Consider the following 24,988-nt stretch of genomic DNA (forward strand, 5'->3'; position numbering starts at 1 on the left):
CAGAGCAGTTATTTTATGTTTGATATCCACATTTGACACGTGTCACGGAAGCAGCAGGCCGCATACCAGCACAAAATGGTGAGGAAGTTTGCCTTCTTCCATCCATTCCAGATTGAGACCCAGAAGTTTCTCAATCGTCAGTCCGACATTACCGCCAAGAGATTCGATGGAGTAACGCATCATCTCCGGATTCAGACAGGATTTGCCGGTCGGTTTGGTACACTGAGGGCACAGATGACAGCTTCCGGCAGAAAGACTGATACTGCCGGGATTCAGCTTTTCCGCTCGCAGCAGCTCATCACTCAGCTTCTGTTTTTCGGCTGGCAGTATCTTATCCAGAAGATCTTTTTGTTCTTCCGGGGTATAAGTTTTTGTCAGATATTCGTCATTAAATGTGATCTTGGTTGCCAGCAGACGGAAAGTTTTATAGCGGTTCCAGTATTTCAGAACATCGAAGTCATACGAAGGGCAGGACCACACACGGTCATAATTGGGACAGGCCTTGCAGGCTTCCAAAAATGTGGGAACATCCACAAATCCCTCCAGGTATTCTGGTACCGATATCGTTGCTTCATGGCGTGATGTTGTATACATATGATTGATACCTCCGTTTTCTTTTACTATAACACAGATTTTGTGGATGTGACTATGTAAGTTGTGAAAGCGAGTCAGGAAAGTGGGAAGAGCAGAAGTATGAGACAATTAACCTGCAGACAGCAAACACCGGGAAGATATCGTCCATCAGGACCATATCTTCCCGGTATGAAGAAGGGAAGAGTAACCAGAATTATGTATTAGCAGCGAATCCAGTCGCCGACCCATTGCTTTTTAGTATAATTGTAGAGACGCATATAGCAAACCCCGTTGACATTTTTATACCTCCAGTCAATAATATCGGCGCGTGGGGTAATGTTTTCAGGGGAGTCAGTACTTTCTGTTATATGAACGGAAGGGACGTTTGTTTCGCCTGCAAAGGTTATTAAAGTTGTATTAAAAGTTAACAAGAACAACATACCAACAATTATTAATTTTTTCATCTCAATACCTCATTTTCTTTTGTGTAAATAGGATAATCTTTAAAATTATCTCTATAAGGGTTAGAAACATTACCTAAATATACATCACCTGAATAAAAATCGTACAGATTATCATCAAGTTTTATAAAATAACATTTTTCAGGAATGATTTTCATCGATTCTTCTTCAGCTGTTGGGCTTATAGAATATGACTCAAAAATAAAGAGCGTTGATAACAAAAGCAACATAGAACATATAATGATAAGTCCAAAACCATGCCTCTTTTTTCTGTCATCAATAATATAGTATGCCCTATACAATAAGCTATCCAGTCTGGCATTACTAAAAGTCAGCAACAAATTAGAAGATTGAAACTGCTGTACCTGATGTTTGTGAATGCGGGTCAGGCATTCGAGATATGCAATCCGCTTCTCTGCATCCAGATTCTCAATGACCGTATCGTCAGCTTTTAATTCAGTCAGAGCAGAAAGCTCTTTCTTTAAAATCCACATCAGTGGATTCCACCAGTAAACTGCAGATAATATCTCAAAACACAATTTCCATAGCAGATCATGTCTGTAATAATGGTCTAATTCATGGGTCAGGATATAGCGCAGTTCCTCATCCTCAAAAGCAAGATCTGGCAGAAGAATCACCGGACGGATAAAACCGGTCAGTGCAGGCGTCGCTATATGTGGTGTCTGAACGATGCGGACTTGTGTGTTGTCATTCCGTTCTCTTTGTACCGCCTTTAATATCATTGAAACCTGTGTACTGTTCAGAGTTGGAAGGAACCTGATAAGTCTTTGCAATTTCCTGTGCCCTGAAATAATTTGGAAAAGGAAACATAAAGTTCCGGAAATCCATACCGTGAGCAGTATCTGGTATAAGTAAACTGATATGCCGCCAGGCAGTGAAAAGGGACGTTCAAACAACCAGCTAAATAAAAACGGCAGAGCTACTTTAGATGGAAATGTAATGGTGTAAAAGAATTCAAGTGGGAACAGCATGCGAATTCCAATAAATGCTGTAAAAAGAAGTAAAACATTGAGCCCGAATCTGGACAGAGGAGATTTACTTCTCAAAAGTATAGCAAGAAAAAGAACCATCACATTTGCTGCGGCAAAGGCTGCCAAAAATGAAGAGAAGGAAAGAATCAAAAAATCACCTCTTCTTAAGTTTTTTCCTTTGTTCCTGAATTATTTGCTCCAGCTCATTCAGCATATTTTCATTTTTTTCTTTCTTGACCAGTGAGGCGGCATAACCATAAGGTGTCAGTACCGTATCTTCCAGCTGGGAGTTGATATAATCCTCGTGTGTCAACAGCGGTTCGTAAGAGCGGGTCAGTACCGTTCCGTGGTAGATGATATCTGCTACCTTGATGTAAGATTTCTTCAGCAGGTTTTTTAAAGCCGCCTGAACGGTATTAACACTTAGTTCCGGATTAATTGCCGGAATGTCGGTGGCTGCCAGCGGCTTGTCTGAATTCCACAGGACTACCATTACTTCCGTTTCACGATTGCTTAATTTTATTTTTTTCATGGGGACCTCCTTTGTTCTATATTATAATATTTAAATACCGTAAAGTCAACTGCAAAACACTCTTAAAATCCCGGATAAATTTATCGATAAAAAAGTACAGACAAATTAAAAATAAATTAGTCAGTATAAAAATATTGACAAAAAAAGAATATTAATGCATAATATTAGTAATTATTAGGGGTTGGAACGAAAATATAGAATAAAAAATATAATAAATATACAGTTTTGATATCAAAGAGATAAGCATACATATCATTTAAGAACAGGGGGAAACGTATGATGAGAAAAAGATGTATCGCATTTTTGTTGGTATTAACAATGGTTTTAGCGGTGCCGGTATCGGTGTCAGCTGGTACAAGCAGTAGTTACTATAATGGAAAAAAAGTAACGGCTAATTGTGGCACTAAAAGTTCATGGCATCAGGTTACCGGAGGATCCTATCCTAAGGCAACAGGGAGATTTAGATATGTCTACAGTGCACAAACGAAGACACAATCGACGAATGGAACTGCTTATTCTTCGTATTGGTATGGAAGTATTAGTCCGGGAGCAGTAACAAACCCAGTGAATGCTACAACAACCTATAGTGGTTTTACTGTTACGGCAGGAGCATAAAACAACGTTAAAGGCGTTTGGATAGCGTATAAATAAATGACAGGGTCTTATCTCTTTGATATATTAAATGTACTCACTAAATGATTATTATTTATGCCCGCTATACGCAGTAGAGATTGATTTGCCACCAATTTGGGCAGGGACAACATATATCGCCCGGGGCTCATGGCTGCTGTTTTAATCAATATGAGAGGGGAGAGGGTATGATTATGATAAAAAAATTTTTCCTGTTGATTGTCGCATGTATGCTTCTGTACAGCTGCGTCGGATGTAGTGAAAAGCGACCAGAGAGCAGGGATACAGATCAAGTATCTTCGGAGGAGAAAGCAGAAGGGCAGAAGGAGTTCCCTACAATTGTCTGGCAGATTTATGATGAAAGTCAGGAACTTGGTGAAAGATTTGCGGATATATGGCAGGCCTCTCTTGATCGTCTTCTGAGAGAGAGGGGGGTGCCCTATCGGGTAAAAATTGAGGTATATTATGAGTCGATAAAAGATGGAAAACAATACAGCCCGGCTCAGGCGCTTGAAAATTTCAAGGCGGAGGGCAAGCAGGCAGATGTCATATCCATACCAACTATCATGACAGAATGGGATGCGAATGGGAAAAATCTTTATGCTTATTTTCCTTACCGGGAAATGATTCAAAAAAATTTGTTGGAGCCTTTGGATAGTATACTGGAAACGGAACAAGGAGTAAGAATCAAAGAAGCAATCACTCAGACGGAGTTAAAAAGATCGCAGGTTAACGGCGTGACATATGGAATTGCTCAGCATATGCGGACATTCAATGCTGTGGCTTATCGAAAAGATATTCTGAAAAAGTATGAAATAGAACATGAAGAATTATCTGCCGATATTTTTGAAAATGAGGATTTACTGAAGAAAGTACGCGACGGTGAGGAAGGAAAAGTAATACCATATATAATGGACGGAGGAGTGTTACGCAGGATTGGAGTTTGGATCATAGATGAGTGTGAGATACTTGCATGCAGTCGTGAAGGCAGTTTTGTGAATGTTTTTGAAACAGAAGAACTGAAAAAATCTCTGGATAAATTAAAAGATTTCCAGGATCAGGGCTTGATAAATACATCAGATCAAAGTAGCGGAGACTTTTTCGCAATCGATTATTATGTGGATACGGATCAAATATACGAATCTGTATATAAAGTTTATAAAGACGGGAAAGGCGAAGAGGAAATTGACATTGTGGTAGTGCCAAATGAAAAATTGCCGCAGCTTGCTCTGTACGGGGCAGATTCTGCAACTGGAATTGCCAGCTGGTCGAAGCATCAGAAAGAAGCGCTTGACTTTTTGACGTTGCTGTATACGGATGCAGACATTGCTAATCTGATTCAATATGGTGTGGAAGGTGTAAACTACTCAGTCGAAAATGGATATGCCATTTATGGGAAACATAACATGCTTAGTATATATGGAAAACACTTTACAAATCCACTGCTGACTTATCCCGGGGAGGGAATGCCCCGAGACAGACGCGCCATGCTGGAACAGTGTTATAAGGAAAATGAGGCACATATGCCAAATGGTTTCCGCTTTGATCCAGAACCGGTTCAGAAAGAAATAGATGCCATAGCAGAGATATTTGGCAGTTATGGGGAATATACGGAAGAGGCCAGGCAGTTGTTAAGCGGTAATGTGGATGATCCGGATGCAGCACTGGAAGTATTTAACCAAAAACTAAAAGCCGCCGGTGCTGACAAAATCGTATCAGAAGCCAATCGCCAGCTCGCCGAATGGAGGGAGAAGTACGAAGGATGAAGAAAAAGCGGATTGTAACCATATCAGTGCTGGCAGTTATGGCTGCAGCAATTATTGCAGTTGCTGTTATGGCGAGAAGCGTACGAAAAATAGATTCATCGGATACCACATTCTACAATCAGGCCATGGGTCTTGCCATTGCCACAGATGACGGACTTTACCATATGGACAGTCGGAACTTTCTTTACTTCTATGATAATAAGGAAAAACAGGACGTACAGGTATGCAACAAACCGAACTGTACACACGAAGCATGGCAGGAAGACACGCCGGATGAGGAGCGATGTCACTCTTATCTTGGTGACGGACTAATCGGTGGGTTTCTGTCAGAAGATCAACTGTATATTATACAGATCGACCCAATGCTTCAGCAGGCTGTGATCACCAGTTCTGCCGTTGACCGTTCAGGACAGAAGAAGGTAACGGAGCTGACGATGGACCACCTGGACACTTTTGCGGTAAAAGACGGAATCCTTTATCTGGCTGGTACGTCGAACGAACTGGAGGTGGATGAAAATGGAATGCAGGTGCCAACGGGAGTCGTGGATACATGGGTTTACAGAGTGGATCTGGAAAATGGAAAACAAAAAGAACTGACACCCAGACAAAAAGAGAATAATGCGACGCTGCAGGTTGCAGGGCTTTGGGGGGATAAACTGTATTGCAGGGAGATTTCCTTTGAAAAGCCTTTTGACGGTCTGAATTTTGAAGAGGCCGGACAGAGGATAACGTGGTATGCGTACGACATTTCGGCGGGGACATACGAGAAAACCCTGGAGGGAGCAGACGGCAACGGCGGCTTTTACATGGTACAAGACATTCTGATGTATGACGATGGTGAGAATTGGGGAGAGAATGGGTTTGAACGGTATGTGGTATACGCAGCGGATTTAACATCCGGGGATATCGAAAAATGCGGGGAATCCGACAAGCAGCCGCAGTATGCGGACGGCAAGGTATTCCTGTCCGAGGGGGAGGCATATCAGTATTATGAAGCGGAGACGAAGAAGACGGTAGAGTTAAAGAACTCTGTACTGAATGTGTTTTACTGTTGGCAGACGCCGGGAGTGTATATCCATGGCGTGACGGCCGGTCAGAACGGACAGCCCGGTTTGATAACAAAAGAGGACTTTTATAACGGAAATGAGTCATTTATTCCACTTGCGTGGGAGACAGATCAGGATAAACAGTAAAAATGCGGGTATCCATATCAGGACAATGGGACACGGCGGAGGATGGAAATTGAAACTCGAAATACTGGGACTTAGTAAATCGTATGGAAAAAAGAATGCTCTTTCGAGGGTGAATCTGGAGCTGACGCCGGGGGTTTATGGTCTGCTGGGACCGAACGGGGCGGGGAAGAGCACACTGATGAATATCATTGCCGGCAATCTTGCACCTGACACCGGCAGAGTGCTGTACAACAATATCGATGTCACAGGCGGAAGTGCCACTTTCCGCAAAGTTTTGGGATTTATGCCTCAGCAGCAGGCATTGTATGATCAGTTTACCGGCTACCGTTTTCTGGCTTATATGGCAGATCTTAAGGGAATGCCGAAGCGCCAGGCAATAAAAGAAATTAAAGAGGTGCTGAAATTTGTCAACATGACGGAGCAGGCGAAAAAGCGGATGGCATCGTATTCTGGAGGAATGAAGCAGAGAATTCTGATTGCACAGGCGGTTTTGAACCAGCCTGCCGTGCTGATCCTGGATGAGCCCACGGCAGGGCTGGATCCCAGGGAACGTATCCGGGTGCGCAATATGATCTCCCAGATCGCAGAAGATAAGATCGTACTGCTGGCAACTCACGTTGTCTCAGATATTGAGCAGATCGGAAAGAACGTGATTCTCATGAAACAGGGGAATGTGCTTGCGGCGGCACGGCCCCAGAAGCTGATTGAAGAACTGGCGGGAAAGGTGTATGATCTCGTCGTTCCGGCGTCAGCGCTCACGGGACTGGAGAGGCAGTATCTGATCAGCAATGTGTCATACTGCGGGGAACAGCTGATGGTGCATGTGATCGCGGACAGAGTCCCGGTCGAATATCCCTGGCAGAGGAGTCATCCGACGCTTGAAGATGTGTATTTATACCGTTTCGAGGATGAGGTGAGGCGGGATGCGGATATGGAAAAATGAGTGTGTGAAAGTCTGGTTCAGTCCGGTCTTCTGGCTGGTTCTCGCCGTCCTGCTGCTGATAAACGGCGTACTGCTGTATACAAAGGCTCCGGATGTGATGATGGATGCCTCCGTGTATCAAAAAGCGTACGCCTATTATCTGAGCCTGTCAGAAGATGAACGCTTGCGGGAAGTGCAGGAACGTACAAAGGAGCTGAAAGCGCTGTTGTTTGCAGAAGAACCGGATGAGCTTGAGGCGTATGACCAGTATGTAAAGATAGAGAAATATCAGCCAAAATTCGCACAGGATGCTTATCAGGAATACTCGCTTTTACAGGAGTTCGAAAAGCAGCTGAGAGATATCTCAGGGTATGAGACATATCTGGAGGGTATCAGGGATAAGGCAAAGCGTCAGAGCGGGATTGTGATCTTTCAGAATGAAAGCCGCTTTTCACGGGAGAATGCCAGAAAGACTGCAGCGGCATTCGAGCCGCTTGCAGGTACGCATCTGGTATTTGTCAACTCACATACGTTTCATGATACGGTGGATTTTCCCGGAACTGATTTTATGGTACTGTGTCTGCTGTTTTATATGGTGCTGCTACTTGTAGCATGGGAGCGGGAGCGCGGACTGACGGCACTGTTGTTTCCCCTTCTCCGGGGAAGGCGGCACCTGATCGCGGCGAAGATGGGGGCATTGTTTTGCGGCAGCGTGTTTGCCAATCTGGTTTTCTGGGGCATGAATGCGGTTCTGGCCACCGCAAAATACGGTCCGATGGACTGGGATGTACCCATTCAGTCAGTCAGCGGCTACATAGGATGTGCGCTGCCTGTAACGGCAGGAGAATACCTGCTGCTTTTTGTGATGTCTAAAATCTTAATCTGTTACGAGGTATCGCTTATCCTCGTCTTTTTTACGCTGTATGCCAGAAGAACCGTGATGCTGTATATACAGACGGCATTGCTGTTCGGAGCGTCTTTTGGACTTTACCAGCTGATCGATGGAAACTCAGTCTTTCAGCTTGTTAAGTATATTAATCTGATACCGTTTCTGCGGGTGAATTCCATTTACCGCTACTATTTCAACGTCAGTCTGCTGTCGCATCCGGTTAATATGATTTCACTGTATTGGGGCATGCTTGCATTGCTGGCTGTTATGCTTATCTGTCTGAATCTGCATGGATTTGCGGCAAAGAGGCTGGCAAAAGTACCGGAGTCAATTGGGATTGGCAGAAATAAAAATGCTGTGCGCGGATGCAGCGGAGGCCTGTTCAGCCACGAGGGATACAAATGTCTGGTCATGCAGCGGGCTTTTGTGATCCTGGCAGTGTTCGCGGCGTTGCAGATCTATCTGGGGGTGCACCGATCGGATTATATCAGTGTGGAGGAACAGTATTACCGGCAGTATATGGAGCGTCTTAAAGGACCGGTGACACGGGCAAAGACGGAGGTGCTGAAAAAAGAGCAGGAACGGTTGCTGCACTATGATACGATGCTCTCAGATGCCAGGAAGCAGTATAAGGCAAAAGAAATCAGTGCTGTAGAATGGAATGCCGTGCAGCGCCTGGTGTCGGACCAGACAAAAAACAGGAGTGCCTTCCAGCGCGTGGTGCAGAGGTTCTGGTATCTGAGGGACTATGCCATGACTCACAGAAAAAATCTGGGCTTCGTATATGAGACGGGGTATGACCGCATCAGTGGACATTCGTATGAAGGGTATCGCAATGATATGATCAATGCGGCTCTGCTCATGATGGTGACGATCGCAGCTTTTTCTGCTGTTTTTCCTGTGGAATATAACACCGGTATGATCTGGCTGCTCTCCTGCAGTCCGAACGGGGGGCTTGCAACCGTACACAAAAAGCTGCTGCTCGGATTTGCAATGTCTGCTGTCATGTTTGTGATGGCATATCTGCCGGATTTTATCTATACAGTTCATAACTACGGATTTCCTTCCCTTTCTGCTCCCTGTGCGGCGGTCCCTTCCCTGTCTGCATTTGGAGAAATGATATCACTCGGGGAGTATCTCCTGCTGCTTCTTTTGCTGCGCGGACTGTGCTATCTTTGTCTGTGGATGACGGTCTTTGCAGTTTCCGTGATGCTTCGGGACACGATGAAGACGATGGTGTTCTGTACACTGCTCATCGTATTTCCACTGCTGATTCATCTGGCGGGAATTGAAAAGATTGATGTCATGTCTTTCAACATGTTTCTTTCCGGAAATATGTACCTGGATTATGCAAAAGCCGGATATGCACCCCTGATTCTTATCCCGATAGCATTCGGAGCGGGGGCATACAGGGTACTGCGTACACACATTTTTCGGGAGCTGTGAGCATGTGTCAGTCAGATACCGTTGCGTTTTGGGACGGTTTGGGATATGCTGTACAGGAGAAACATATGAGACTGACAGGAAAGGAAGTGTTTGACAGTATTATGAAGGAAAGTATCCTGATTGTCGATGATGAAAAAGAGATTGCCGATCTGATGGAAGTTTATCTGAAAAATGACGGTTATACCGTGTATAAATTTTACAGGGGTGCGGAGGCGCTGGAATGCATAGAATCAAAAAAGGTAGATCTGGCGGTGCTGGATGTGATGCTTCCGGATATCGACGGGTTCCAGATCTGCAGGAAGATCCGTGAGCAGTACTTTTTTCCGATCATTATGCTGACAGCGAAAGTGGAGGACTCGGATAAGATTATGGGGCTGACGATCGGAGCCGACGATTATATCACGAAACCTTTCAATCCGCTGGAGGTGGTGGCGAGGGTTAAGACACAGCTGAGAAGGTACATGCGCTACAACAGCAACTGCGATCAGCAGACAGAAACGGTCAGTGAATATGATATCAAAGGACTTCTGATCAACAAAGAGAGGCACAGCTGCCGTTTGTTTGATGAAGAGGTTTCTCTTACGCCCATTGAGTTTTCGATACTCTGGTATCTCTGTGAAAACCGGGGAAAGGTGGTTTCATCAGAAGAACTATTTGAAGCGGTGTGGAAAGAGAAATATTTCGATAATAATAATACTGTGATGGCGCATATCGGACGGCTGCGGGAAAAACTGCATGAGCCTGCAAAAAAACCAAGATTTATAAAGACGGTCTGGGGAGTGGGGTATAAGATTGAAGCGTAGGGAGAGAAAGAAAAAAGACGGTTACGGGCAGCTTAGGACAAAGATCTTTCTCAGAACCCTGATGATGGTGGCAGGTGCGATAGTGGTTGTCTGGATCATCTATGATCTGATTTTCTTCGGACGCTTTTCGGAGTGGATGATATCGGTTTTTGAGATGCTTTTCCGGATGGATTATCAGGAGGCTCTGAACCTGTATCAGCAGACGTTCCGCAACTATATGGACCTCATTTTTATGGCGGGTATCGGCATCGTCTTTTTTTGTATTTTCTGGTTTTACCTGAGGTGGTTTACGAAATACTTTGGTGAAGTGAACCGCGGAATTGATGTGCTGATCCAGGAAGATGCCCATGATATCACAATGTCCCCGGAATTGTCGGCGACAGAAAAAAAGCTCAATGATATCAAGCATACCCTGGAGAAACGAAAGCTGGATGCGCAGCTGGCGGAACAGCGGAAGAATGATCTGGTGGTCTACCTGGCTCATGACCTGAAGACACCGCTGACTTCTGTGATCGGCTATCTCACACTGCTGAGGGATGAGAAGGAAATTTCAGAGGGACTTCGGGAAAAATATCTGGGAATTTCCCTGGACAAGGCGGAACGGCTGGAGGAACTGATCGATGAGTTTTTTGAAATTACCCGGTTTAATCTTTCTAATATTGTGCTGGAATACAGCAGGGTCAATCTGACCCGCATGCTGGAGCAGCTGGCATTTGAATTCAGACCGATGTTTGACGAGAAGCATCTGGAATATGTACTGCATGCTGAACCGGGTCTTATGATATCGTGTGATGCCGATAAAATGCAGCGCGTTCTGGATAACCTGCTGAGGAATGCAGTTTATTACAGCTTTGAAGGAAGTACTGTGGAAATTGCGGCAGCATCAAAGGAGGGCGCGGTGGTGATAACAGTGTCGAATCAGGGGTACACGATAGCGGTGGAAAAGCTGGAACGCATTTTCGAACAGTTCTACCGGCTGGATACGGCACGAGGCTCGAACAGCGGCGGAGCCGGACTTGGTCTTGCCATCGCCCGGGAGATCGTGGAGCTGCATCACGGAACAATAACCGTGCAGAGCGAGGAAGAACGGAATACATTTGAGGTGACACTTCCGATCTCGTAGGAAAACTGTAAGAATTTCAATAGATAAAAACAGGAAGTTTTATTGGCTTTGCAGAGAAAAGGCATCTCAGGTTTTGATAAAATCATATCAGAACCAGAGGTGCTTTTTACATGTGAATTTACAGTTTCGAGGAGGAAGTTATGGGAGAAATTCTGGGAGATGTATTGATCGGCTTTATATTGATGGCGGCTGTTGCGGTTTTGTATCTGCCCGTCTATTTTGTACTGAGGAAAAAAGTCTGTTTTGTGAGGCAGATGTCATTTTTGCTGCTGGCGGGCTGTTGCCTGATCATCCTGCTGGCAACGGTACTGATTTCTGTGATTCTTGGTCTGACGGACGGTCAGGATGTGCTGGGAGTCAGGATGGATATCAACCTGATTCCGTTTCGCTGGATCACGGAGGAATGGGCGATGGGCAGGGAAAAAATGCTTTCACAGGTTGCCGCTAATGTAGTCATGTTTATTCCGTTTGGATTCATTCTGCCGGCGGCCCTGCCAAAATTCCGGGGATTCTTGAGGACGATGTTTTGTGCTGCGGGTTTTTCTTTTCTGATCGAATTCGTACAGTACTTTATCGGCCGGTCTTCAGATATCGATGATTTTCTGCAAAATACGGCGGGAGGTGTCATTGGATATCTGATATTTCTGCTGTTTTCAAAATTATTTCAGAGAAGAAAAGTCTGGAAGAAATTTACTGGCAGGCTGTCGTAATACACGTCACGTACATCAGAGAAAGGGAGAAAAGACATGGGCAAAAAAAGACTGGCAGTTATCTTCGGGGGGAATTCGACAGAGTATTGCGTATCACTGCAGTCGGCATATTCTGTACTGGAAGCTGTAGATAAAGAAAAATATGAAGTGATACCAATTGGGATCACGAGACAGGGGAACTGGTACCGCTACCGGGGAGCTTACGGAAAAATCCCGGAAGATGCATGGCTGCAGGATGAGAAGGAGCTGACACCGGTCATTGTCCATCAAAATCCTGCAGTGCACGGGATCGTGGAACTTGCTGTATGGGAAAACCGTGTGACTCCGCTGGATCTGGCATTTCCGATACTGCACGGAAAGAACGGGGAGGATGGAACCGTACAGGGCCTGCTTGAACTTGCCGGGATACCGGTTGTCGGCTGCAGTGTACTCTCTTCAGCACTTTGCATGGACAAAGACAGGGCGCACAGGCTGGCAGGGACAACCGGAATATCTGTTCCGAAAGCTGTAGTACTGCAAAAGAATCAGAAGAGCAGAGCTGTTGTTGTGCCGGGGGATTTTGTGTATCCGCTGTTCGTCAAACCGGTTCGTGCCGGTTCTTCCTGTGGAATTGCAAAAATCTATGGAAAAGAAGAACTTGACTCTGCCGTCTGTGCCGCATTCTGCCACGATGATGAAGTGATTGTTGAGGAACATGTGGACGGTTTTGAGGTTGGCTGTGCCATTTTGGGGACAGAGGACCTCACTGTGGGAAGAGTCGATGAGATAGAGCTGACGGATGGATTTTTTGACTTTACGGAGAAATATACACTGAAGAGTTCCAGAATCCATATGCCGGCCAGAATTGACAGGCAAACGGAACAGAAAATACAGGAGACGGCAAAGATCATTTATCGGACATTGGGATGCTCCGGATTTGCCAGAGTAGATATGTTTCTGACTCCTACCGGTGATATCGTATTTAATGAAGTAAACACGATACCGGGTTTTACGGCGCACAGCCGCTACCCGAATATGATGAAAGGAATCGGCCTGTCCTTTGAAAAACTGTTGGAACGGCTTCTGGGTATGTATGATGAGTAGGGGAAAGGATTACACCGGTATCGATTATGCGAGGCTGACGGCAGCGTTTTTGGTTGTTGCGATCCACACGTCACCGCTGGCGTCATTTGGTGATACAGGGGATTTTATACTGACACGTATTTTTGCCCGTGCTGCTGTTCCTTTTTTCTTTATGACCTCCGGATTTTTCCTCATATCGGGATATGGCCGTGATACGGACAAACTCGTGAGTTTTGTGAAGAAAACGGCAGTAATATATGGCTGTGCGATTCTTTTTTATCTGCCGCTGAATCTGTATAACGGATATTTCAATGCAAAACATCTGTTGCCGAATATTTTAAAGGATCTGGTGTTCGACGGAACTCTGTACCATCTCTGGTATCTTCCGGCTTCTGTTGTGGGTGCAGGCACAGCATGGATGCTGGTGAAAAGGTTCGGAATAAAAAGAGCGCTGGCGCCAGCTGCGTTACTCTATACAGTGGGGCTGTTTGGAGACAGTTATTATGGAATAGCTGAGAAGATACCGTTATTCAGGAGTTTCTATGCCGGCATTTTTGAAGTTTCCGACTATACACGCAACGGCATCTTTTTTGCCCCGCTGTTTTTTGTGATGGGAGGAATCATCGCAGAACAGACGGCACGCATCTCGCTGAGAAAATGTCTGACGGGTACCGTGATTTCATTTTCCCTGATGCTGGCGGAAGGTATGATACTGCACTATTTTCAGCTGCAAAGACACGACAGTATGTACGTCATGCTTATACCCGTAATGTATTTTCTGTTTGCAACACTGACGTTTTGGAGGGGGAGAAGGATTCAGCGGATTTCTGAGTTTGCATTGCTCCTCTATCTGGTTCATCCTATGATGATCGTTGTGGTGCGGTTGTTTGCCGGACTGTCTGGTTTACAGGCGCTGCTGGTGGAGAACAGCCTGGTTCATTTTCTGACAGTGTGTGCAGTGTCAGCGGCATGTTCCGCGGCTGCGGTTATCATCTGGGACAGATGGAGTAAAAAAAGGAGAAAACCTTACCGAAAACCTGCAGACAGGGCATGGATAGAAGTTGATCTGGACAATCTGAAGCACAATGTGAGAACTCTGAAAAAAGCCATGCCGCCGGGATGCAGACTGATGGCAGTGGTGAAAGCCAATGCGTATGGACATGGGGCCTTTGAAACAGCGGTATGTCTTGAACGGATCGGAGTAACCTCTTTTGCCGCTGCAACCATTGATGAGGGCATCGCACTGCGCCGCTGGGGAATCCGGGGAGATATTCTGATTCTGGGGTACACGGAGCCTTCACGTGCAGAGGAACTGCACCGGTACCGGCTGATACAGACCCTGATTGATTATCCGTATGCAAAGAGCCTGATTCGTCAGGGGTATTCCATCAGGACACAGGTGAAAATTGATACGGGAATGCACCGGCTCGGCTTTGGGGTGGAAGACAGAGAGGCGATTTTAAAGACGGTAATGAACCGGAAGCTGAATGTATGCGGAATCTACACACATTTATGTGCCGCAGACAGTCTTGCAGAAAATGATGTAAAGTTTACGGGCAGACAGATAGAAGTGTTCTATGAATTACTGGACTGGCTGAAGGAGCAGAAGGTGACGCTTCCCGACGTACATATCCAGAGCACTTATGGCCTTTTAAACTATCCTGAGCTGAACTGCAGCTACGTGAGAGCAGGAATCTCCTTGTACGGTGTTCTGAGTGCTCCGAATGATAAGACCAGGCTGCAGCTGGATCTGCGCCCCGTGCTGTCTCTGCGGTCACAGGTGGTCCTGATCAGAGAGATAAAAGCCGGAGAGTGTGTGGGATATGGGAGAATGTTTAAAGCAGAGAGAGACAGCCGGATTGCCATTCTGCCGATCGGATACGCCGATGGGATACCGAGGAATCTGTCCTGCGGAAACGGTGAAGTGCTGATCAGAGGCTGCAGGGTTTTGATAGCCGGACGGATCAGCATGGATCAGCTGGCAGTTGACATCACAGACATTCCTGATGCAGCTGTAGGGGACATCGCGACGCTGATCGGAAGAGACGGACAGGAAGAACTGAAGGCCTCTGAAGCAGCCTGGCGTTCCGGAAGTATCACAAATGAACTCCTCAGCCGGATGGGGACGAGAGTCGTGGTCAGGACTCAAACGTGATCCCCTGAGACCTGAAAAAGCGTGTCACCTTATCGTCCCAGGCATAATCGAGGGATTTGTCCATCGTAAAAAAGCGCAGGGAAGTACCGGTCACACAGGTCAGATGCTCACCGTCAAACTGACAGTTCAGATACAGCCCGAAGATGTCATCTGCCTGTAAAGCCAGTCCGCTCTGTGCCAGGAGCTGTTCCACATCGGGGCGGGCATACTGAAATACGATCTTGAAATTCAGGGGTGTTTTCTTTCCCTTGATCAGCGAGAAGCAGAAAGGCCGGATATCATTCCAGAGAACATGTGTCTGCTCACGCGCTTTGAGCTGCTCAGCTTCACCGGCATCATAAAAATCGGGGTGGAGGATACCATCTATATTGTAAGTTACATTCGTAGTCAGAGACAGCTCAAAAAGCCAGAACTGATCAAATGTATTCCGGATAAGCATTTTGGACATGAAGTCCTTGACCTCGCAGATTTGAAAAGCTTTCATGAAAATTCCCCTTTCTCTAATGACAACTTTACCATGCGGGACACGGCCATGTCAATGGCAGGAAAGGGCTTGACAGGGCTGGTGGTTGGTGCTATTATAAAAAAAATTAATACAGCCAAACCGTTGAAGCGGAGATAAAAACAGAGGTGCGCGCACAGAGAGTCCGGGGAGCTGAGAGCCGGGTGGAAATGCAATCTGTTAAATGGACCGTTGAGGGCGCAGGGAAAGGCAGCAGCCGAGTATTCTGCGACGTGAGGGCATACGTCAGTTGCCGGAGATATGCTGGTATCTCGCTAAGGGCACGGGTCAAACCGTGAATCAAGGTGGCACCGCGGGAATTATCACCCGTCCTTGACAGAGTCTATGTCTGTCTGGACGGGTTTTTTATTTCCTGGAAAAGTGCAACCTTTGATATTGTGCACCTTTAGGATTATTTTCCGTCCTGACAGGGAAACCAGGAGATCCATCAGGAGGGTAAAAAATGATTAAAGAAGCGATTTTAAAACTGGCAAAAAATGAGGACCTGTCTTACGGAGAGGCGCAGCAGGTAATGGATGAGATCATGGAGGGCAAGGCGAACGACATTCAGATGGCGGCATATCTGGCAGCCCTGTCCATGAAGGGTGAAACGATCGATGAGATCACGGCTTCCGCGGCCGGAATGCGGGATCACTGCATCAAACTGCTGCACGATATGGACGTGCTGGAGATCGTGGGCACCGGAGGAGATGGGGCTAATTCCTTTAACATCTCCACTACGTCGGCACTGGTTATCGCCGCAGGCGGCGTGCCGGTGGCGAAGCACGGGAACCGTGCCGCATCATCAAAGTGTGGAGCCGCAGATGTATTGGAGGCGTTGGGAGTCACCATCAACCTTCCACCTGAGAAAAGTGCAGAGCTGCTGAAGAATATCGGTATCTGCTTCCTGTTTGCTCAGAACTATCACATTGCAATGAAATACGTAGCGCCGATCCGCCGTGAACTGGGAATCCGTACGGTATTTAACATACTGGGACCGCTGTCCAATCCGGCGGGGGCCAATATGGAACTGATGGGTGTCTATGAGGAGGCCCTGGTCGAGCCACTGGCACAGGTTATGGCTAAACTGGGCGTCTCAAGGGGTATGGTGGTGTATGGGCAGGATAAATTGGATGAGATTTCCATGAGTGCACCAACAAAGATCTGTGAGATCAGGGACGGATGGTTCCAGTCTTACACGGTTACACCAGAACAGTTTGGCTATAAACGCTGTCTGAAGGAGGAGCTGGCCGGAGGAACTCCGGAAGAGAACGCCGGGATTACACGGGATATTTTAAACGGAACAAAACGCGGCGCAAAGCGCTGTGCCGTATGCCTGAATGCAGGGGCGGCTCTTTACATTACTGGAAAAGCCGGCAGCATAGAAGAGGGTGTTAAGCTGGCGGAAAACCTGATTGATACCGGGGCTGCCATGAGGAAACTGGAAGCGTTTATTCGTGAGAGCGGAAAATAGGATGAAGATGAAAGGCGATTGCAGGTTATGATTTCGAGGAGCAAATATCTTAAATAGTGAGAAAACAACCGGCCGATGTCATGGAACAGTACATTGACCGGTTGTTTTATGCCAGCGATACAGAACTTTTGCCTTGAAATTTTTGCAATACACTTGACAAGTGGAATATCCTATAGTATATTAGTCAATAAACATGATGGTAATTGATTTGGACTATTATAAAGCCGGTCACATGGAGGTGAGAAGTATGAAACAATCAGAAGACAGGGTATCTGAAAAATGGCAGTTGCTCAGCAACCTGTACGGGGAGTATGCAAGGGCAGCAGGTTTGACTTCCATGAGTTTGCTTGTTTTGGAGATTATCTATGACAACCAGGACAAATGCACACAAAAGCTGATCTGTGAACAAAGTCAGTTTACCAAGCAAAGCGTAAATATGATTATCAAATCTTTTTGGAAGCAGGGATATGTAGAACTGGTAGAATTAAGTACTGACAGGAGAAATAAGCAGGTAAAGCTGAGTGAACGAGGCATGCAGTACGCAGGTAAAATCATCGGCTGCTTATGGAAAGTGGACAGCGATGTAATGGAAAAAATGACTGATGAGCAGCGGGAGACACTGATTATTTACGCAGAAATATATGAAGAATGTATCCGGAATGCAATTAGCAGGATAACGCACATTCACCAAAAAAACGAGACAGGAGGTGCCGGTGCTGATGAAAAATAACTGGATTCACTGCCCACTGTGCAAAAGTAAAACCAGATTGAAGGCACGCAGTGATACCCTGCTTAAAAACTTTCCATTATATTGCCCGAAGTGCAGGCAGGAAACACTGATCAGCATCACAAATTTGAAACTGAAAATTCTTACAGAGCCAGACGCTTAAGACGCAGAGCCGATGAAATGTTTTCTCATTTCGCAGGCTCTTTTTTTGTGTCAGAAGGGAGGAATACGCTTGATAAAAATATTAAAGAATCTTACGAAGAAAGAATGGGGGTTTACGGTAATAAGCCTTGGACTGATAGTCCTTCAGGTGTGGATGGATTTGACCCTGCCGGAATTTATGGGAAAAATCACCGGGCTTGTCCAGAGCGCTGGAAGCAGGATGAATGAAATCCTGCTCACGGGCGGCAGAATGCTGCTGCTCACACTGGGAAGCGTTGTGATCTCTGTCATGATAGCCGGACTGGCGGCACGAATCGCAACCAGTCTTTCTTCCAGACTGAGGACGGAATTGTTTCGTAAGGTCCAGTCGTTCACAATGCAGGAAATCAACAATTTTTCCATCCCCAGTCTGATTACGAGAACCACAAACGATATCACGCAGATTCAGATGCTGGTAGTGATCGGGTTACAAATACTGATTAAAGCTCCGATTCTGGCAGTATGGGCTATTGTAAAAATCACGGGCAAAAGCTGGCAGTGGTCCTTTGCAACAGGAATTGCCGTGGCGGCACTGATTGCTGTATCCGTGGTACTGATAGCGCTGGCGATTCCCAAATTCAAATTACTTCAGCAGCAAACGGATGATTTAAGCCGCGTTTCCAGAGAAAATCTGACGGGTCTTCACGTGGTCCGTGCGTATAATGCAGAGGGATATCAGGAGCAAAAATTTAAAAAGATTAATGATGCTTTTACCCACACAAATTTATTCTCTAACCGTCTGATGGCTGCGTTGATGCCTTCTGTGGAATTGATTATGAACGGCCTGGCACTATCTGTTTACTGGATTGGGGCTGTACTGATTTCTTCCGCAGCTGTAATGACACGACTCACCCTGTTTTCTGACATGATGGTATTTTCTTCTTATGCCATTCAACTGCTCATGGCGTTTATGATGCTCGTTATGGTTCTGATATTGATTCCGCGTGCCAGCGTGTCTGCTCACCGCATTTGTGAGGTCTTGGAAACAGACCCGGCGATCAAGGATGGGACCATCGACGGTCTGCATACGGCTACGCCCGGACAGGTGGAATTTAAAAATGTCAGCTTTAAATATCCGGATGCGGAAGACTATGTGCTAAAGGACATCAGTTTTCGGGCGGGCAAAGGCGAAACAGTTGCGTTTATCGGGGCTACAGGATGCGGGAAAAGCACAGTCATAAACCTGATTCCGAGATTTTACGATGCCACAGAGGGCGGGGTTTATGTGGACGGAATCAATGTTAAGGATTTTACCCAGGCCGCTTTACGCAATAAAATCGGATACGTTTCTCAAAAGGCAGTTCTTTTTAAAGGAGATGTTTCCTTCAATGTATCCTTTGGTTCTAACGGAACAGGCGGAGTGTCTAAAAAGGCAGTTGTTTCTGCCATTTCTACCGCCCAAAGCAAGGAATTTGTGGAACGGATGGAGGATTCCTATAACAGTTATGTGGCACCTGGGGGAACTAATCTGTCGGGGGGACAAAAACAGCGCCTTTCCATCGCACGGGCAATTGCAAGGGATCCGGAAATCCTGATTTTTGACGATAGTTTCTCAGCCCTTGACTATAAGACAGACAGACTGCTCCAAAAGGAGCTGAAGCGCCATGCATCGGATGCGACCGTCATCATTGTGGCGCAGCGGATCGGAACGATCAAAGATGCGGATAAAATTATCGTTTTAGAGGAAGGCCGGGTTGCCGGTATGGGTACGCACCTGGAATTGATGAAAGACTGCGGGCTGTATAAGGAAATCGCTTATTCACAGCTTTCAAAGGAGGAATTGGAAAATGGATCATGAACAATACAATAAAAATCAGAGTGCGGATGGGATGGATATGTCCGACTTTTCGGGATTGGGCGGAACCCCTCCAAAAGCAAAGAATACGAAAAAAACAGTCAGAATGCTGCTGTCCTATTCAAAAAAATATTTGGCTATTATTGTCATCGCTGTGATCGCCGCAGTTGCAGGGACTGTGATTGCGCTGGCGGCACCCGGACAACTGAAGGAACTGACCAATCTTATCACGGATGGAATAGATACAGCAATCAATATGTCCGGCATTATGAAGATAGGTACGCTGCTTGTTATACTATATCTGACGAGTGCGCTTTTGAACACCCTGCAGGGGTGGATTATGGCGACAGTTACACAGAGAATCTCCCAAAGACTGCGAACAGACATCAGCAAGAAAATAAACCGGCTGCCGATGTGCTTTTATCACAAAAACACCACAGGAGATATTCTTTCACGTATCACCAACGATGTGGATTCCTTAGGGCAGAATTTAAACAACAGCGTGACTACGCTTGTCACATCGATAACCATGCTTGGAGGCTCTTTGACCATGATGTTTATGACAAACCGGATTATGACGGTCACGGCAATCGCGTCTGTTGTCATTGGCTTTATCATCATGCTGCTTATTATGAACCATTCGCAAAAGCATTTTGATAATCAGCAGAAATACCTGGGGAGGATTAACGGGCATATAGAAGAAACCTACACGGGTCACACCATTGTGAAAGCATATAACGGCGAGCAGCAGATGTACGAACCCTTCAAGAGCCTGAACAGAAAACTGGAAAAAAGCACTTATATGGCCCAGTTTCTCTCTGGACTGATGATGCCTGTCATGACTTTTGTGGACAATATCGGCTATGTGGCAGTGATTGTTGTGGGGGCGGCTTTAGTATTAAGCGGAAATATCACGTTTGGGGTAATTGTAGCTTTTTTGGAATATGTGCGTTATTTTACCCAGCCCCTCACCCAGATTGCCCAATTGGCACAAGGATTACAGATGGCAATTGCTGCTGGTGAACGTGTATTTGAATTCCTGGATGCAGAAGAAATGGATGAGGAGGGGAATAAAAATACACATCTTCAGACCGTTACCGGCCACGTGGAATTTAAAAATGTAAAATTCGGATACGAAGGGACTGACAAAATAATTATCAATAACTTCTCTGCAAACGCCAGTCCCGGGCAGAAAATCGCAATTGTCGGCCCCACCGGTGCTGGAAAGACAACGCTTGTCAATCTGCTGATGCGTTTTAATGAGCTAAATGACGGGGAAATTTTGATCGACGGTGTTCCCATCAGTAAAATGACGAGGGAGCAGGTGCATTCGCTCTTCTGCATGGTATTACAGGATACCTGGATTTTTGAGGGAACTATCCGGGAGAATATTGTATATAGTAAGCAAAATGTGTCTGATGAAATGCTAAGACAGGCGTGTGAGGCCGTCGGTCTGCACCACTTTATCCGGACGCTCCCAAATGGTTATCATACAGTCCTGAATGATAAGGTCAATCTTTCCGCAGGTCAGCGGCAGCAGATCACCATTGCACGGGCAATGATTGATAATGCCCCTATGCTGATCTTAGATGAAGCAACCAGCTCCATTGACACCAGGACAGAAGTGCTGATTCAAAATGCCATGGATAAGCTGATGCAGGGACGCACATCGTTTGTCATCGCCCACCGGCTTTCCACTATCAGAAATGCGGATATCATATTAGTGTTAAAAGACGGAGATATTATCGAAAGCGGCAGCCATACGGAACTGATGGAAAAAAACGGGTTTTATGCAAAGCTCTATAACAGCCAGTTTGAAGTTGCTTAAAAGATGAGTCTGCCTACACCACACGTACCGAGATGCGTGTAACGTAAAGCTCTTCCTCACTGACGGTCAGTCCGTCCAGAATGGCGTCCTCAAAGAAATGACCTTCCAGTTTAAGCCCGCGGGCATCAGCGAAAGCAAACAGCTTCTGATAAGAATTCCCGATAAGATCCCAATATCCGGTATGCCAGACGCAGAGGTAAGTTCCGGCGGGCTTTACCGTATGACGGAGACGTTTTGGCGGATTGTCAAACAGCAGATAAATCGTATGATAGTCGGTATAGGTACCCTGTGAGAGAACGGACTGGTACTGGAGGTAGCCGACGCTGTAAGGGCTTTTATCATCCATGGATGCACAGTGCTCATAAAGACTGCCGATGGCGGAAGCCATCATGGTACTGTCTGTAAGTTTACTGTAGGATGAAATATAGTACTGTTCAGGAAATTCCAGAAGTTCAGGGTCCTCCGGCCTGCGTTCCAGATAGGATGCAAGCTGGACAGATTTTTTGCGCAGCAGTGCCCGCGTCTGCTTCAGCTGCTTCATCTTGCGGGAGATCAGTTCTTCCTCCTGTTCAAGCAGCTTCATAAAAAGTTCGGGGCTTTTATGTTGCAGATACTGCCTGATCTCGGCGAGCGGCATATCCAGCTCTCTGAGTGTGCAGATCACATCAAAGGTTTCAAGCTGTTCCGGAGAATAATACCGGTATCCGTTGTCTGTGCGGTGGTCGGGCGGAAGCAGACCGATCTTATCATAGTGGAACAGCGTGTGTTTGGTAGTCCCGGTTATCTTTGCAAATTCACCGGCTGTCAGAAAGCGGTTTGACTTCATGTTATCCTCCCAGGATAAAAAACTTGACTATTGGGTTACCCGATACTTTATCATACCTTATGTAGAGCAATTTTGCAAAGAAAAAGAAAGGTTTGACAGTATGAAACAAACAATTGCGCATGATTTTAAATTTTTATCATTGATGAAATTTGCACTGCCTTCGATGATCATGATGGTATTCATGTCGCTGTATACAATTGTAGACGGAATTTTTATCTCGCGGCTGGTCGGCAGCGTGGCGCTGTCTGCAAACAATATTGTGTATCCGGCGGTGAATATACTGATGGCGATCGGAATAATGCTTGCCACCGGAGGAAGTGCCATTATTGCCCGAAAATTGGGCGAAAAAAAGCCCGGAGAGGCGAATGAAAACTTTTCAATGATCATTGTCACCGGAGTGATCACAGGAATTGCAGGCCTGATCATCGGGGTTGTGTTCCTGGAGCAGATCTGCCGGGTTTTGGGAGCTACAGATATGCAGATCGGCTACAGCGCCACCTATCTGAGAGTGGTTCTGTTCTTTGCTCCGATGTGTATGCTGCAGATGCTTTTCCAGTCATTTTTTGTGACAGCGGGAAAGCCGGGGATGGGTCTGGCACTGACAGTGGCTGCGGGAGCTGCCAATATGGTGCTCGACTATCTGTTTATGGGACCGCTTGGCATGGGGGTAGCAGGTGCCGCGCTGGCGACAGGGATCGGTCAGTGTATACCGGCGGTGACGGGACTTTTGTATTTTCTGATCAAGAAAGACGGGTTGCGGTTCGTCAGGCCGAAGCTGGACTTCAGGGCACTGCGGGCGAGTTGTCTGAACGGCTCCTCGGAGATGGTGACGAATCTGTCTGCAGCGGTCGTGACCTACCTGTTCAATATCATTATGCTGCGTCTCGCAAGCGAAGACGGAGTGGCAGCTATCACCGTTGTACTGTATGGACAGTTTCTGTTCTGTGCCCTGTATCTTGGCTTCAGCATCGGTGTTGCGCCAGTGTTCAGCTATAATTACGGAGCCGGAAGACGGGATATGCTGAAAAGGATTTATCGTATCTGTATGCGGTTTACCACCGTTTCATCAGTCATCATAGGAGTGGCAGCTTTTATAGGGGCACCGATGATCGCACAGATCTTCGTAGATAAAGGAACGGCAGTGTACAGCCTGACAGAACGGGGCTGTTATCTGTTCGCATTTGCCTATCTGTTCTGCGGAATCAATATTCTGGCATCAGGAATTTTTACCGCACTGTCGGACGGCAGGACATCGGCGTTGATCTCATTTCTGCGGACGTTTGTGTTTATCGTGATATCAGTGCTGGTGTTGTCGTACTTTTTGGGAACTGACGGAGTGTGGCTGTCAATTCCATTGGCGGAGATTCTGACGCTGACGGTATCGCTCACGTATCTGGGTGGGTTTTTTGGAAATAAGGAACGGAGGAAACAAAAGCTTTCAACTGATAATTAAGCATTACCGGCGCTCAAAATTCTTGAGGGCCGGTTTTTTTGTATGCCATTTGAAAGAAGCGACATTTCATTGTGCATATTTACTAAAAAAACAGCGGAAGATAGACATTAATAAGGAGAACATAAAAAGAAGTGAAAGTACTTTCATAAACTTGACAAATAGTTGAAAATAAAAACGAAAGTGTTATACTGACATTACAAATTGAGGAGGTCGCAGCAAATGGACGAAAGAATCGAAAAGCTGAGAGGAAAACTGATCGTATCGTGTCAGGCACTGCCGCATGAACCACTGCATTCTTCTTTTATCATGGGACGTATGGCGAAAGCAGCTCAGGAAGGAGGAGCGTACGGCATCCGCGCGAATACCAAAGAGGATATTGCGGAGATCAAGAGACAGGTAGATCTGCCCATTATCGGTATCGTGAAGCGGGATTACGAGGACAGTGACATCTATATCACCCCTACGGTCAGGGAAATTGACGAACTGATGGAAGTATGTCCGGAGATCATTGCGGTTGATGCGACGATCAGCCTGCGTCCGGGCGGACAGTCTCTGGATGCATTTTTCAGAGAAATCAAAGACAGGTATCCGAATCAGCTGCTGATGGCGGATTGTTCCACCGTAGAGGAAGCGCTCCATGCAGACGCGCTGGGATTTGATTTTATCGGAACGACGCTTGTCGGTTACACCAGACAGAGTGAAGGTCTTAAAATTGAAGAAAATGATTTTGAGATCATCCGGAGCATTGTAGGACAGGTAAAACATCCGGTGATCGCGGAAGGAAATATTAATACACCGGAAAAAGCCAGACGGGTGATCGAGCTCGGGGCGTTCAGTGTTGTAGTTGGGTCGATTATCACGAGACCGCAGCTTATTACCAGAAATTTTGCAGAGGCACTTCAGCAAGTGCGATAGAGAGGAGATA

At 46.2% G+C, this 24,988-nt stretch carries 23 protein-coding genes; 17 read left to right on the forward strand and 6 right to left on the reverse strand.

The window, feature by feature from the left end:
* Positions 1 to 42: 42 nt before the first annotated feature.
* From MCG98_RS08095 to MCG98_RS08110, 4 genes are all read right to left on the reverse strand, one after another.
* Positions 43 to 594, reverse strand: coding sequence for a DUF2284 domain-containing protein (locus tag MCG98_RS08095; RefSeq protein ID WP_240301516.1), 552 nt, complete (start codon positions 592 to 594; stop codon positions 43 to 45).
* Positions 595 to 794: 200 nt separating this feature from the next.
* Complete coding sequence (locus MCG98_RS08100; protein WP_240301517.1) at positions 795 to 1,037, reverse strand: hypothetical protein; 243 nt, start codon at positions 1,035 to 1,037, stop codon at positions 795 to 797.
* Positions 1,034 to 2,176: a M56 family metallopeptidase gene (locus tag MCG98_RS08105; RefSeq protein WP_240301518.1), complete on the reverse strand. Its 1,143-nt coding sequence runs from the start codon at positions 2,174 to 2,176 to the stop codon at positions 1,034 to 1,036. Before MCG98_RS08105 ends, MCG98_RS08100 begins: the two co-directional genes overlap by 4 nt.
* A gap of 4 nt (positions 2,177 to 2,180) precedes the next feature.
* A complete protein-coding gene (locus MCG98_RS08110) occupies positions 2,181 to 2,558 on the reverse strand; it encodes a BlaI/MecI/CopY family transcriptional regulator (protein ID WP_240301519.1) in 378 nt (125 codons plus the stop codon).
* A 276-nt stretch (positions 2,559 to 2,834) separates the two neighbouring features.
* On the opposite strand from MCG98_RS08110, the gene MCG98_RS08115 reads away from it, so the two are divergent.
* The 10 genes from MCG98_RS08115 (at position 2,835) to vanT (ending at position 15,257) form a co-directional block, all read left to right on the forward strand.
* A complete protein-coding gene (locus MCG98_RS08115) occupies positions 2,835 to 3,173 on the forward strand; it encodes a hypothetical protein (RefSeq protein WP_240301520.1) in 339 nt (112 codons plus the stop codon).
* 209 nt (positions 3,174 to 3,382) lie between these two features.
* On the forward strand, positions 3,383 to 4,954 hold the full coding sequence (locus MCG98_RS08120) for an ABC transporter substrate-binding protein (protein WP_240301521.1): 1,572 nt from the start codon (positions 3,383 to 3,385) through the stop codon (positions 4,952 to 4,954).
* The gene (locus tag MCG98_RS08125; RefSeq protein ID WP_240301522.1) at positions 4,951 to 6,147 is read left to right on the forward strand and encodes a hypothetical protein; all 1,197 of its coding nucleotides are present in this window, start codon (positions 4,951 to 4,953) and stop codon (positions 6,145 to 6,147) included. Before MCG98_RS08120 ends, MCG98_RS08125 begins: the two co-directional genes overlap by 4 nt.
* A gap of 49 nt (positions 6,148 to 6,196) precedes the next feature.
* Complete coding sequence (locus MCG98_RS08130) at positions 6,197 to 7,090, forward strand: ABC transporter ATP-binding protein (RefSeq protein ID WP_240301523.1); 894 nt, start codon at positions 6,197 to 6,199, stop codon at positions 7,088 to 7,090.
* Positions 7,071 to 9,404 (forward strand): hypothetical protein, encoded by a 2,334-nt coding sequence (locus MCG98_RS08135; RefSeq protein ID WP_240301524.1) that lies wholly within the window; start codon positions 7,071 to 7,073, stop codon positions 9,402 to 9,404. The genes MCG98_RS08130 and MCG98_RS08135 overlap by 20 nt, the downstream gene beginning before the upstream one ends.
* A 101-nt stretch (positions 9,405 to 9,505) precedes the next feature.
* Positions 9,506 to 10,207: a VanR-ABDEGLN family response regulator transcription factor gene (gene vanR / locus MCG98_RS08140; RefSeq protein WP_240303395.1), complete on the forward strand. Its 702-nt coding sequence runs from the start codon at positions 9,506 to 9,508 to the stop codon at positions 10,205 to 10,207.
* 61 nt (positions 10,208 to 10,268) lie between these two features.
* On the forward strand, positions 10,269 to 11,330 hold the full coding sequence (gene vanS / locus MCG98_RS08145; protein ID WP_240303396.1) for a vancomycin resistance histidine kinase VanS: 1,062 nt from the start codon (positions 10,269 to 10,271) through the stop codon (positions 11,328 to 11,330).
* A gap of 140 nt (positions 11,331 to 11,470) precedes the next feature.
* Entirely contained in the window at positions 11,471 to 12,040 is a 570-nt protein-coding gene (locus MCG98_RS08150) for a VanZ family protein (RefSeq protein ID WP_240301525.1), read from the forward strand.
* Positions 12,041 to 12,076: 36 nt separating this feature from the next.
* Positions 12,077 to 13,123 carry a D-alanine--D-serine ligase VanG gene (vanG, locus tag MCG98_RS08155; protein ID WP_240301526.1) on the forward strand — a complete coding sequence of 349 codons (1,047 nt, stop codon included), beginning with the start codon at positions 12,077 to 12,079 and terminating at the stop codon, positions 13,121 to 13,123.
* Entirely contained in the window at positions 13,116 to 15,257 is a 2,142-nt protein-coding gene (gene vanT / locus MCG98_RS08160; RefSeq protein WP_240301527.1) for a serine racemase VanT catalytic subunit, read from the forward strand. Before vanG ends, vanT begins: the two co-directional genes overlap by 8 nt.
* Here the strand turns inward: vanT and MCG98_RS08165 are convergent.
* The gene (locus MCG98_RS08165; protein WP_240301528.1) at positions 15,241 to 15,741 is read right to left on the reverse strand and encodes a DUF5721 family protein; all 501 of its coding nucleotides are present in this window, start codon (positions 15,739 to 15,741) and stop codon (positions 15,241 to 15,243) included. The two genes, vanT and MCG98_RS08165, sit on opposite strands and share 17 nt — an antisense overlap.
* A gap of 481 nt (positions 15,742 to 16,222) precedes the next feature.
* Here MCG98_RS08165 and trpD point away from each other — a divergent pair, with 481 nt between their 5' ends.
* From trpD to MCG98_RS08190, 5 genes are all read left to right on the forward strand, one after another.
* The gene (gene trpD / locus MCG98_RS08170) at positions 16,223 to 17,233 is read left to right on the forward strand and encodes an anthranilate phosphoribosyltransferase (protein ID WP_240301529.1); all 1,011 of its coding nucleotides are present in this window, start codon (positions 16,223 to 16,225) and stop codon (positions 17,231 to 17,233) included.
* A 247-nt stretch (positions 17,234 to 17,480) separates the two neighbouring features.
* A complete protein-coding gene (locus tag MCG98_RS08175; protein ID WP_240301530.1) occupies positions 17,481 to 17,963 on the forward strand; it encodes a helix-turn-helix domain-containing protein in 483 nt (160 codons plus the stop codon).
* Positions 17,950 to 18,123 carry a cysteine-rich KTR domain-containing protein gene (locus tag MCG98_RS08180; RefSeq protein ID WP_240303397.1) on the forward strand — a complete coding sequence of 58 codons (174 nt, stop codon included), beginning with the start codon at positions 17,950 to 17,952 and terminating at the stop codon, positions 18,121 to 18,123. The genes MCG98_RS08175 and MCG98_RS08180 overlap by 14 nt, the downstream gene beginning before the upstream one ends.
* Before the next feature lie 69 nt (positions 18,124 to 18,192).
* Positions 18,193 to 19,959 carry an ABC transporter ATP-binding protein gene (locus tag MCG98_RS08185; RefSeq protein ID WP_240301531.1) on the forward strand — a complete coding sequence of 589 codons (1,767 nt, stop codon included), beginning with the start codon at positions 18,193 to 18,195 and terminating at the stop codon, positions 19,957 to 19,959.
* Positions 19,949 to 21,784 carry an ABC transporter ATP-binding protein gene (locus tag MCG98_RS08190; RefSeq protein ID WP_240301532.1) on the forward strand — a complete coding sequence of 612 codons (1,836 nt, stop codon included), beginning with the start codon at positions 19,949 to 19,951 and terminating at the stop codon, positions 21,782 to 21,784. The genes MCG98_RS08185 and MCG98_RS08190 overlap by 11 nt, the downstream gene beginning before the upstream one ends.
* Positions 21,785 to 21,797: 13 nt before the next feature.
* Here the strand turns inward: MCG98_RS08190 and MCG98_RS08195 are convergent, their stop codons facing one another.
* The gene (locus MCG98_RS08195; protein WP_240301533.1) at positions 21,798 to 22,610 is read right to left on the reverse strand and encodes a MerR family transcriptional regulator; all 813 of its coding nucleotides are present in this window, start codon (positions 22,608 to 22,610) and stop codon (positions 21,798 to 21,800) included.
* Between the two features lie 100 nt (positions 22,611 to 22,710).
* On the opposite strand from MCG98_RS08195, the gene MCG98_RS08200 reads away from it, so the two are divergent.
* Both MCG98_RS08200 and MCG98_RS08205 read left to right on the forward strand, forming a co-directional pair.
* A complete protein-coding gene (locus MCG98_RS08200; RefSeq protein WP_240301534.1) occupies positions 22,711 to 24,063 on the forward strand; it encodes an MATE family efflux transporter in 1,353 nt (450 codons plus the stop codon).
* A gap of 219 nt (positions 24,064 to 24,282) precedes the next feature.
* Positions 24,283 to 24,978, forward strand: a complete 696-nt coding sequence (locus MCG98_RS08205; RefSeq protein WP_240301535.1) for an N-acetylmannosamine-6-phosphate 2-epimerase — start codon at positions 24,283 to 24,285, stop codon at positions 24,976 to 24,978.
* The last annotated feature ends 10 nt before the right edge of the window (positions 24,979 to 24,988 follow it).

The sequence above is a fragment of the Ruminococcus sp. OA3 genome, assembly GCF_022440845.1.
In the GTDB taxonomy this organism is placed as follows: Bacteria; Bacillota; Clostridia; order Lachnospirales; family Lachnospiraceae; genus Ruminococcus_G.